A 9,835-nucleotide genomic window follows, 5' to 3' on the forward strand; every position below is an offset into this window, starting at 1 on the left:
CGCTGTGCATGCGCGAAGGCCGTGCCCCCACCCCGACCCTCCCCCGGAAGGGGAGGGAGAAATACACCAACGTCTTCAAGCCGCGAGCCGCTGTGCCGCCCGCCCCGCAGGCCGCACCAACCCGAGGTGATCGCGCAACGTGCGCCCCTCGTACGCGGTGCGAAAGATCCCGCGCTTTTGCAGGATCGGCACCACGCCCTCCACGAAGTCCTGCAGCCCATGCGGCAAGGCATCGGGCATCAGGTTGAACCCATCGGCCGCGCCGCCCTTGAACCAGTGTTCGATGTCGTCGGCGATCTGCTCGGGCGTGCCCACGATCACGCGGTGCCCGCCGCCGCCCGCGAGTTCGCGGATCAGCTGGCGCACCGTGTAGCCGTGCGTGCGGCCGGCCGCGACCACGGCGTTGAAGAAGGTGTGGTTGCCGTTTCCGTTGCCGGGCAGCGGCAGGTCGTCGGGCAGGCGTTCGTCCAGTTTCAGCCGGTCGGGCGTGATGCCCAGCGTGCCGGCCAGGCGCGTGAGGCTGTAGTCCCACGGAATCAGGTCGACCAACTCATCGCGTCGGCGACGCGCCTCGGCTTCGGTGCTGCCGACGATCGTGGTGAGGCCGGCCAGCACCTTCACCGCATCGGGGCCGCGGCCCAGTTCGGCGGCGCGGGTCTTGAGGGCGCGTGCGTAGGCCTGCGATTCCTCGAAGGACTGCGAGGCCGAGAACACGGCCTCGGCATGGCGCGATGCCAGCTCGCGCCCGTCGGCCGAGGCGCCGGCCTGCACCAGCACCGGATGGCCCTGCGGCGGGCGCGGCAGGTTCAGCGGGCCTTGCACGGCGAAATGCTCGCCGCGGTGTGCGAGGGCGTGCACCTTAGCGGGGTCGATGAAGCGGCCCGCGGCCTTGTCGCCGACGAAGGCGTCGTCTTCCCAGCTGTCCCACAGCGCCTTGACGAGGTCGGCGAACTCCGAGGCGCGGGCGTAGCGCCTGGCATGGTCTGGCGTGGTGTCCAGGCCGAAGTTGCGCGCGGAGGGCAGGTCGGCCGTGGTCACCATGTTCCAGCCGGCGCGCCCGGCGCTCACGTGGTCGAGCGTGGCGAAGCGGCGCGCGAGGTTGTAGGGCTCGTTGTAGCTGGTGGAGGCCGTGGCGATCAGGCCGATGTGCGTGGTCGCGGCGGCCACGCAGGCCAGCAGGATGGTGGGCTCCAGCGCGGTGATCGGGCGGAAATGGATCTGGTCGACGATGGCCGCGTTGTCGGCCAGGAACACGGCATCGAGCTTGGCGGCTTCGGCGATCTGCGCGGTGCGGATGTAGTGCTGGATGTCGGCGAACGCCCACGGGTCGCTCTCCGGCAGGCGCCAGGCTGAAGGCACGAAGCCCGAATGCAGGATGTTGACGTTGAGGTGCAGCTGCCTGCGCGGCGTGGCGTTGTTCGTGCTCATGGGCTGAAATAGTCCGGCAGCCGGTAGCCCGCCCACACAGGGTTGGCCCTGAAGAACTTCTGGAACTCGGGCGACTGGTAAGCGGTGGCGATGTCCTTCGCGAACTTCGCGCTTTCGTTTCTGCGTTTCACGGCCACCACGTTCACGTAGGGCAGCGTCATGTCTTCGAGCTTGAGCGCCTCGGTCAGCTTGAGGCCGGAGGCCACGGCGAAGTTGCCCTGCACGGCCGCGAGGTCGGCATCGGCCAGCGAGCGCGGCGCCTGCGCGGCGTCCAGCGGAACGATCTTCAGGCGCTTGGTGTTGCTGGCGATGTCGCGCTCCGACACGCTCAGCGGGCTCACGCCCGGCTTCAGCGTGACCCAGCCGATGGCCGCAAGGATGTTGAGCGCGCGCGCCGCGTTCACCGGATCGGCGGGCAGCGTGACGGTGGCCCCCTCGGGCACGGCATCAAGCGTCTTGTGGCGCCGCGAGTACAGGCCCATCGGCGGCGTCGGCACATGCACCACGGGCACGAGGTCGAAGCCCTGCTGCTTGTTGGTGGCGTTCAGGTACAGCGAGTGCTGGAAGATGTTGGCGTCGATCTGGCCGCGCTCGACCGCGTCGTTGGGCTGCACGCCCTGACTGAACTCGACGTATTTGACGCTGTAGCCCAGCTTCTTCAGTTGGGGCTCGATGCCGTGGGTGAAGGCGTCGCGGTAGGGGCCCGGCATGAAGCCGACGCGCAGGTCGTCCGCGTGGGCGGACACATGGAGCAGCAGGCTCAGTGCAACCCCGCCGGACAGCGGGGCAAGGCGGCGCAGCCACGAGGGCGCGCGCGAAGGGGAAGGCATGGCGACAACTCCGGGGACGGCAAGAGGAACCGGGCACTCTAGGACGCACGCCGCGCGGCACGAACGAAGATTTGCGCGCTTGCATATCCGTACGCCGGATAACCCGCCGTGGCTTTTGTAGGATGCGGCGCATGACCCTGCACATCGGAATCGTCGGCTGCTCCGCCGAAGGCGCGGCCCTTTGCTACAAGACCATCTGCATCGAAGGTGCCGCGCTGCTCGGCCCGCATGCGCACCCCGAGGTGTCGATGCACACGCCCTCGCTGGCGGAGTACACGCGCTGCCTGGACGCGGGCGACCTGGCAGGCGTGGGTGAGCTGATGCTCGGCTCCGCGCACAAGCTCGCTGCAGCGGGCGCAGACTTTCTGATCTGTCCCGACAACACGATCCACCAGGCCTTCGGCCATGTGGCGCCGCGTTCGCCACGGCCCTGGCTGCACATCGCCGAGGTGGTGGCCGACGAGGCCGTGCGCCGGGGTTTTCGTCGCATCGGCATCACGGGGACGCGCTGGCTGACCGACAGCGAGGTGTACCCAGAGAAGCTCTCGGCGCGCGGCCTTGAATACGTTCGCCCCACCATCGACGAGCGCGCGGAGATCGGCCGGATCATCATGGACGATCTGGTCTGTGGCATCTTCAGGCCCGAGGCCGTGGCCACGTTCCAGCGCGTGATGCAGCGCCTGAAGGACGAGGAGGGCTGCGATGCGGTCGTGCTCGGCTGCACCGAGATCCCGCTGATCATGAGCGACGCGAATTCGCCGCTGCCGACGCTCGATTCGACGCGGCTGTTGGCGCGCGCGGCCTTGCGCCGCGCCACGCAGAAGGAAAACTAGGCGAGGAAGTCCTCGATCAGCTGCGCCACGCGCTGCGGCTGGTCGTGGTGCAGCATGTGACCCGCGTCGTCGAGCCGTTCGATGCGCACGGAGGGCACGGACGTCAGGCGCTCGTGGAATTCATCGAGCGTGTAGCGGGCCTTCCACCAGCCGTGCAGGCTGTCGTCCGAGGCCTCGACCATCAGCGTGGGCGCGGTGATGCGCGCGTAGAGCGCGAGCGTTTCGTCGACGCGGAAGATGTTGGCGTTGACGATCTTGTGCGCGGCCTCGCCGAGGATCTGCCAACGCAGGCTGCCGTCGGGTTGGGCTTGTTGCGCCGACCAGTGGCTGGCCAGCCAGTCGGCCTTGTCTTGCGTGAGGCGCGGGTTGGTCTTCATGAGGCGGCGCGCCACGCCGTCCACCACCGAATAGCCTGCAAGGGCCTTCTCCCCGCGGTGCAGGCCCTTGAGTTCCTCGATCCACTGGCCGTAGCGCGCGGGCGCCTCGTCGGGCTGGCGCGCGGGCATGCCGAAACCTTCGAGGTTCACGAGACGGCGGATGCGCGCGGGCCGCACGCCCGCGTAGTGCATCGCGACATTGCCGCCCATGCTGTGGCCTACGAGGTCGACCGGGCGGGGACTTTCTCCGTCCTGGCCTTCGCCGGCATAGTGGTCGAGCAGCCATTCGAGGTCGGCCAGGTAGTCGGGCAGCCAGTAGTTGTCGGCGCCGCCGCCGTCGGTGAGGCCGAAGCCGCGCCAGTCGGGGGCGATGATGAAGCGGTCGTCTTTCAGCGCATCGACCACGAACTGCCAGGAGGCCGCCACGTCCATCCAGCCATGCACCAGCACCAGCGGCGGCCGTTCGCCCGACGGCTGGCCCCAGAGGCGGACGTGGTAGTTCAGGTTGCGCACGGGCACGAATTCGCTGCGCGAGGGGCGGAGGGCTTGGTACATATGGCGGTCGATGATACGGAGAGCCCGCGCTGCGCGCAGTCCGCCACAGGACAGGAAGGAGACGGCTCAGGTCAGTTTCTCGGGGGCGCTTCGGCGCCTGCCGCGCGGGCGCGCTAGCATTCCGCGCATGAAAAAGATTCCACTCGGTCAGAGCGACCTCCACGTCACCCCGATCTGCCTCGGCACCATGACTTTCGGCGAGCAGGTCGATGAGCCCACCGCCCACGCCGTCCTGAGCCGTTCACTCGAGCGCGGCGTCGACTTCATCGACACGGCCGAGATGTACGCGGTGCCCGCGCGCAAGGAAACCTGCGGCGCGACCGAAACCATCATCGGCAACTGGTTTGCCGCCAATCCCGGCGCACGCCAGAAGATCACGCTGGCGACCAAGGTGGCCGGCCCCTCGCGCGGCATGCCCTGGGTGCGTGAAGGCTCGGGCATGACGGCGGCCGACATCGAGGCCTCGTGCCACGGCAGCCTGCGCCGCCTGCAGACCGACGTGATCGACCTGTACCAGATCCACTGGCCCGAGCGCCACGTGCCGGTGTTCGGCAACATCCACTACAACCCCGAGAAAGAAACCTCGCAGACGCCGATCCACGAGCAGCTCGAAGCGCTGGGCAAGCTGGTGAAGGCGGGCAAGGTGCGCACCATCGGCCTGTCGAACGAGACGCCCTACGGCGTGCACGAGTTCGTGCGGCTGGCCGAGGCGCACGGGCTGCCGCGCGTGGCGTCGGTGCAGAACGTCTACAACCTGGTGAGCCGCGCACACGAGAACGCGCTCGACGAGACCATGCACCGGCTTGGCGTGTCGCTGCTGGCGTACTCGCCGCTGGCCTTCGGCCTGCTCACGGGCAAGTACGACCAGAGCGGCATCGAGGGCCCCGATGCGCCGAAGGGCGCGCGCATCTCGAGCTATGAATCGGTGCGCAAGCAGCGCTGGGGCAAGCCCGACGCGCTGCGCGCGGCGCGGCGCTACAACCAGCTCGCGCGCGACCACGGCCTGAGCCCGACGCAGCTCGCGCTGGCCTTCTGCTACACCAAGTGGCAGGTCGCGAGCACGATCATCGGCGTGACCTCGGTGGCGCAGCTCGACGAAGACCTGGACGCCTACGGCACCACGCTGTCGGCCGACGTGCTGGCCGAGATCGACAAGATCCGCTGGGACATCCGCGACCCCGCAGCGTGAGCAAGAAAGCACACGTTTCCGAAACGCCTGCGACCCAGATGTTGCGGGCGAACAAGGTCGTCTTCACCGAGCATCCGTACGAGTACCTGGAGCACGGCGGCGCGCAGCACAGCGCCCAGGTGCTGGGCTTCGACCCGTTCACCGTGGTCAAGACCCTGGTGATGCAGGACCAGGATGCCAAGCCGCTGATCGTGCTGATGCACGGCAACCGCACGGTGTCGACCAAGAACCTCGCGCGGCAGATCGGCGCCAAGTCGGTCGAGCCCTGCAAGCCCGAGGTGGCGCAGCGCCACAGCGGCTACATGGTGGGCGGCACCTCGCCCTTCGGCACGCGGCGCGACATGCCGGTCTACATCGAATCGACCGTGCTCGAACTGCCGAAGATCGCGATCAACGGCGGGCGGCGCGGCTACCTCGTGGGCATCGATCCGCAGGTGTGTGTGACGCTGCTGGGTGCCAAGCCCGTGCAGTGCGCGCTGGCAGAATAGCCGGCGTTTGCTTTTTCCCGCCGGGCCTGCACGCCGGCGGCGCACAACAACAATCCGCTCCCCGGAGACCCGCCTTGAGTTTCGATCTGCCTTCCCTCATTGCCATCGTGGCCGCGTACCTGATCGGCTCGCTGTCCTTCGCCGTCATCGTGAGCAAGGCGCTCGGCATGGCCGACCCGCGCAGCTACGGCAGCGGCAACCCGGGCGCCACCAATGTGCTGCGTTCGGGCAACAAGGGGGCCGCGCTGGCCACCCTGCTGCTCGACGCGGCGAAGGGCTGGCTGCCGGTGTTCCTGATCCGCCAGTTCGGCGCGCAATGGGGGCTGGGCGAGGGCGTGGCGGCGCTGGCGGGCCTGGCGGCTTTCCTGGGTCACCTGTACCCCGTGTTCTTCAGCTTCCAGGGCGGCAAGGGCGTGGCCACGGCGGCCGGCGTGCTGGTGGGCATCGCGCCCTGGCTGGGACTCGCCACGGGCGCGACCTGGCTGATCATCGCGATCTTCTTCCGCTACTCGTCGCTGTCGTCGCTGGTGGCGGCGTTCTTCGCGCCGGCCTACTATCTGATCGGCGGCAACATCGCGTGGCCGCTCGATCGCACGGTGCTCGTCGCGATCATCGTCATGAGTCTGCTGCTGATCTGGCGGCACCGCGAAAACATCCGCCGGCTCGCGGCCGGCACGGAGTCGAAACTCGGCTCGAAGAAAAAGGCTTGAACATCACCATGGCATCCATTACCCGTTTCCACGTCGGCCCGCGTCTGTCCGAGACCGCGGTGCACAACGGCACCATCTACCTCGCGGGCCAGGTGCCCGACGACACCACGCAGGACATCCGCGGCCAGACCGCGCAGGTGCTCGCCATGGTCGACCGCCTGCTGGCCGAGGCCGGCAGCGACAAGTCGCGCATCCTCATGACGCAGATCTTCCTGGCCGACATCAAGGAGATCGGTGCCATGAACGAGGTGTGGGACGCGTGGATTCCGGCCGGCAACACGCCGCCGCGCGCCACGGTGCAGGCCCAGATGGCCAACACCGCCTACAAGATCGAGATCGTTGTCACGGCCGCGCAGGCCTGACCGGGTGCGGTCTCAGTACCGCTTCTCGAGAATCATCTCGTCGGCGTCGCGCCGCATCGAGAAGCGATTGAGAAAGCTGTTGCCCAGCAGCACATAGGGCATGGGCTGCTGCGAGACGATGGCGTCGATGTCGTAGACCTCGACGTCGCCCACGCGCACGCTCTGCAGCCGCAACCTGTAGCCTGCGGCCGTGCCGTTGGCGGTGCGCATCTGCACCAGCTGCCCCTTGCTGTAGTCGAGCCCGATGCGTTGGGCATCGACCTGCGACAGCGCGATCGTGGTCGCGCCGGTATCGAGCATGAAGGTGACGGAGCGGCCGTTGATCTGCCCCTGCGTCATGTAGTGCCCTCGGCTGTCGGCCGGCAGCACGATGCGGTTGCCGCTGCCGGCCACGCCACCGCGGCCGATGCTCACCGGCGAATCCATGCGCAGTGAAAAGCGCTTGCCCGCCGATTCGACCACTGCCTGGTCGGCCTGCAGCGAAACGAGCTTGACGCCCTGGAAAGTCTCCCCGATCGCCACGGTCTTGGGCGGCGCGCCGTTCACGATCAGGATGGCCCGGCTGCCGATGGAGCCGGTCAAGGTGACCGAGTCGGCGGCGTGCGCCACCACGGCCGCAGCCGACCACAGCGCCGCGACGAGGAGCGCCTTCATGCGCGGGTCAGTCGCGGAAATTGTTGAAGGACAGCGGCATGTCCGGCACGTCCTTCTTGATGAGGGCCATGGCGGCCTGCAGGTCGTCGCGCTTGGCGCCGGTGATGCGCACGGCATCGCCCTGGATCGCGGCCTGCACCTTGAGCTTGCTGTCCTTGACGATGCGGGTGATCTTCTTGGCCTGCTCGCTCTCGATGCCGTTCTTGATCTTGATGACCTGCTTGACCTTGTCGCCGCCCATCTTCTGGACGTCGCCCTTGTCGAGAAAGCGCACGTCGACGCTGCGCTTGGTGAGCTTGTTGCGAAGGATGTCTTCGACCTGCACGAGCTGGAACTCGGCGTCGCCGATCATGGTGATCTCTTTGTCCTTGAGCTCGACGGCGGCGGCGGTGCCCTTGAAATCGAAGCGTGTCGCGATTTCCTTGGCGGTGTTTTCCACCGCATTCTTCACTTCGGGCAAATTGGGCTCGCAGACGGTATCGAAAGACGGCATGGGCTCTCCTGGACGCACGGGGACTGAATGCGACAATTCTCCCATGATCGTGGAGTCCAATGTCCCGCTGCAGCCCTACAACAGCTTCGGCATCGTCGCGCGCGCGCAGCACCTGGCGCGCATCACCAGCGAGGCCGACCTGACCGCGTTGCACGCCGACCCGGCCTGGCGCAACGAGCCCCGTTTCGTGCTCGGCGGCGGCAGCAACATCGTGCTCACGGGCGACGTCAAGCCGCTGGTGCTGAAGGTCGAGATCAAGGGCCGGCGGCTGGTGGAAGAAACCCCGCGCGCCTGGATCGTCGAGGCCGGCGCCGGCGAAACCTGGCACGACACCGTCGAATGGATGGTGCGCAGCGGCTACCCGGGGCTGGAAAACCTGGCGCTGATCCCCGGCACGGTGGGCGGGGCGCCGGTGCAGAACATCGGCGCCTACGGCGTCGAGCTGCAGGACCGCTTCGACTCGCTCGACGCCTTCGACCTCGAAACCGGCCGCACCTTCACGCTCGACGCGGCGCAGTGCGCCTTCGGTTACCGCGATTCGGTCTTCAAGCATGTGCGCAGCGGCCCGAACGACTTCGGCCTGGCGGGCCGCGCGGTCATCACGCGGGTGCGCTTCCGGTTGCCCAAGCCCTGGAAGGCGGTGGTCGGCTACCTCGACCTCGAACGCAAGATGGAAGAAACCGCCAATTTCACGCCGAGCGCGATCGATATCTTCGAGTGGATCTGCGCGATCCGCCGCGCCAAGCTGCCCGACTGGCGGGTGCTGGGCAACGCCGGCAGCTTCTTCAAGAACCCGACGGTCACGCCTGAGCAGTGCGCCGACATCATCGCGCGCGACCCCAAGATCGTTCACTACCCGATGGACGACGGCAGCATCAAGCTTGCGGCCGGCTGGCTCATCGACGCCTGCGGCTGGAAGGGCAAGTCGGTCGGCAACGCCGGCGTGTACGAAAAACAGGCGCTGGTGCTGGTCAACCGGGGCGGCACGGCCAATCCGGTGACCGGTGGCGAAGTGATGACGCTGGCCAAGGCGATCCAGACCAGCGTGTACGAGCGCTTCGGCATCCGGCTGGAGCCGGAACCCGTGGTGGTCTGACCCCGCAGACACCGCCACCGCCGCGCGCATGGAACTCGACTTTCTTCACCTGAATTTCCGGCGCCGCATCGCGGTCGCTCTGTGGGGGCAGCGGCTCACCGTCGTGGGCGGTATCGCCTGGCTGCTCCTTGGGCAGCACGGGCCCGGGTCGGTGGCCTTCGTGTTGTTCGCCGGCTTTGTCTTCATCGCGACGCTCGCCTGGGTCGAGAAGAGCATGCGCCGCCAGTTCATCCGCGAGGCCCGGCTGCCGCCGTTCCTCATCGGCAAGCTGCGCGCGGCGCACCCGCAACTGAGCCGGCGCGATGCCGAGCTGGTGCTGCGCGGGCTGCGGCAGTTCTTCATGGCGCACCTGCGCAGCGACCGCAAGTTCGTGGCCATGCCATCGCGCGTGGTCGACACGGCCTGGCACGAGTTCATCCTGCACACGCAGGCCTACCAGACCTGGTGCCAGGCGGCTTTCGGGCGCATGCTGCATCACAGCCCGGCCGAGGTGCTGGGCAAGGACGCCAAGCGCAACGACGGCCTGCGCCGCACCTGGTATTGGGCGTGCAAGGAAGAAAGCATCGACCCGCGCAACCCGGCCCGGCTGCCGCTGCTGTTCGCGCTGGACATCAAGTTCGCGATTGCGAACGGCTTTCACTACATCCCCGATTGCCGGGCGGTCGAGCGCGAGATCGGCTCCGACGCGCACTGCGGCACGAGCTTCGGCGAGTCGTCGTCCGATGGCGGCAGCTCGGGCGATGCGGGAGGCTTCGGCGGCAGCGAGTCGGGTGGGGGCGGCGACGGCGGCTCCAGCGACGGCGGTGGCGCGTCCGATGGG

The 9,835-nt window shown here is 67.9% G+C and carries 12 protein-coding genes; 7 read left to right on the forward strand and 5 right to left on the reverse strand.

The features are described 5' to 3' along the window. Positions 1-75: 75 nt before the first annotated feature. Together D3H34_RS30350 and D3H34_RS30355 are read right to left on the reverse strand one after the other, a co-directional pair. Positions 76-1,428, reverse strand: coding sequence for an LLM class flavin-dependent oxidoreductase (locus D3H34_RS30350; RefSeq protein ID WP_119558539.1), 1,353 nt, complete (start codon positions 1,426-1,428; stop codon positions 76-78). Next, complete coding sequence (locus tag D3H34_RS30355; RefSeq protein ID WP_119558541.1) at positions 1,425-2,258, reverse strand: MetQ/NlpA family ABC transporter substrate-binding protein; 834 nt, start codon at positions 2,256-2,258, stop codon at positions 1,425-1,427. Before D3H34_RS30355 ends, D3H34_RS30350 begins: the two co-directional genes overlap by 4 nt. Before the next feature lie 131 nt (positions 2,259-2,389). On the opposite strand from D3H34_RS30355, the gene D3H34_RS30360 reads away from it, so the two are divergent. Next, on the forward strand, positions 2,390-3,091 hold the full coding sequence (locus tag D3H34_RS30360; protein WP_119558543.1) for an aspartate/glutamate racemase family protein: 702 nt from the start codon (positions 2,390-2,392) through the stop codon (positions 3,089-3,091). Here D3H34_RS30360 and D3H34_RS30365 read toward each other — a convergent pair. Further along, complete coding sequence (locus D3H34_RS30365) at positions 3,088-4,023, reverse strand: alpha/beta fold hydrolase (RefSeq protein ID WP_119558545.1); 936 nt, start codon at positions 4,021-4,023, stop codon at positions 3,088-3,090. The two genes, D3H34_RS30360 and D3H34_RS30365, sit on opposite strands and share 4 nt — an antisense overlap. Before the next feature lie 127 nt (positions 4,024-4,150). Between D3H34_RS30365 and D3H34_RS30370 the strand changes: the two genes are divergently transcribed. The 4 genes from D3H34_RS30370 to D3H34_RS30385 all read left to right on the forward strand — a co-directional run bounded on the left by D3H34_RS30370 (position 4,151) and on the right by D3H34_RS30385 (position 6,772). Next, positions 4,151-5,212 (forward strand): aldo/keto reductase, encoded by a 1,062-nt coding sequence (locus D3H34_RS30370; RefSeq protein ID WP_119558547.1) that lies wholly within the window; start codon positions 4,151-4,153, stop codon positions 5,210-5,212. Then, positions 5,209-5,700: an aminoacyl-tRNA deacylase gene (locus tag D3H34_RS30375; protein ID WP_119558549.1), complete on the forward strand. Its 492-nt coding sequence runs from the start codon at positions 5,209-5,211 to the stop codon at positions 5,698-5,700. Before D3H34_RS30370 ends, D3H34_RS30375 begins: the two co-directional genes overlap by 4 nt. A gap of 74 nt (positions 5,701-5,774) precedes the next feature. Next, positions 5,775-6,410: a glycerol-3-phosphate 1-O-acyltransferase PlsY gene (plsY, locus tag D3H34_RS30380; RefSeq protein WP_119558551.1), complete on the forward strand. Its 636-nt coding sequence runs from the start codon at positions 5,775-5,777 to the stop codon at positions 6,408-6,410. 8 nt (positions 6,411-6,418) lie between these two features. Continuing rightward, the gene (locus D3H34_RS30385) at positions 6,419-6,772 is read left to right on the forward strand and encodes a RidA family protein (protein ID WP_119558559.1); all 354 of its coding nucleotides are present in this window, start codon (positions 6,419-6,421) and stop codon (positions 6,770-6,772) included. A 12-nt stretch (positions 6,773-6,784) separates the two neighbouring features. Here D3H34_RS30385 and D3H34_RS30390 read toward each other — a convergent pair whose 3' ends face one another. Beyond that, positions 6,785-7,426, reverse strand: coding sequence for a retropepsin-like aspartic protease family protein (locus tag D3H34_RS30390; RefSeq protein ID WP_119558553.1), 642 nt, complete (start codon positions 7,424-7,426; stop codon positions 6,785-6,787). Between the two features lie 7 nt (positions 7,427-7,433). After that, on the reverse strand, positions 7,434-7,919 hold the full coding sequence (locus tag D3H34_RS30395) for a YajQ family cyclic di-GMP-binding protein (protein WP_095950851.1): 486 nt from the start codon (positions 7,917-7,919) through the stop codon (positions 7,434-7,436). A 43-nt stretch (positions 7,920-7,962) separates the two neighbouring features. On the opposite strand from D3H34_RS30395, the gene murB reads away from it, so the two are divergent. Beyond that, positions 7,963-9,015, forward strand: a complete 1,053-nt coding sequence (gene murB, locus D3H34_RS30400; protein WP_119558555.1) for a UDP-N-acetylmuramate dehydrogenase — start codon at positions 7,963-7,965, stop codon at positions 9,013-9,015. Between the two features lie 28 nt (positions 9,016-9,043). Next, on the forward strand, positions 9,044-9,835 hold a 792-nt coding region (locus tag D3H34_RS30405; protein ID WP_119558557.1), incomplete at its 3' end, for a glycine-rich domain-containing protein.

Source organism: Acidovorax cavernicola, assembly GCF_003581445.1.

What these genes read in the sequence shown, in the direction of transcription:
- D3H34_RS30370 (WP_119558547.1), top strand. Translation starts at nt 4,151, where the DNA reads ATGAAAAAGATTCCACTCGGTCAGAGCGACCTCCACGTCACCCCGATC.
- D3H34_RS30350 (WP_119558539.1), bottom strand. Translation starts at nt 1,428, where the DNA reads ATGAGCACGAACAACGCCACGCCGCGCAGGCAGCTGCACCTCAACGTC.
- D3H34_RS30355 (WP_119558541.1), bottom strand. Translation starts at nt 2,258, where the DNA reads ATGCCTTCCCCTTCGCGCGCGCCCTCGTGGCTGCGCCGCCTTGCCCCG.
- murB (WP_119558555.1), top strand. Translation starts at nt 7,963, where the DNA reads ATGATCGTGGAGTCCAATGTCCCGCTGCAGCCCTACAACAGCTTCGGC.
- D3H34_RS30385 (WP_119558559.1), top strand. Translation starts at nt 6,419, where the DNA reads ATGGCATCCATTACCCGTTTCCACGTCGGCCCGCGTCTGTCCGAGACC.
- D3H34_RS30365 (WP_119558545.1), bottom strand. Translation starts at nt 4,023, where the DNA reads ATGTACCAAGCCCTCCGCCCCTCGCGCAGCGAATTCGTGCCCGTGCGC.
- D3H34_RS30395 (WP_095950851.1), bottom strand. Translation starts at nt 7,919, where the DNA reads ATGCCGTCTTTCGATACCGTCTGCGAGCCCAATTTGCCCGAAGTGAAG.
- D3H34_RS30360 (WP_119558543.1), top strand. Translation starts at nt 2,390, where the DNA reads ATGACCCTGCACATCGGAATCGTCGGCTGCTCCGCCGAAGGCGCGGCC.
- D3H34_RS30390 (WP_119558553.1), bottom strand. Translation starts at nt 7,426, where the DNA reads ATGAAGGCGCTCCTCGTCGCGGCGCTGTGGTCGGCTGCGGCCGTGGTG.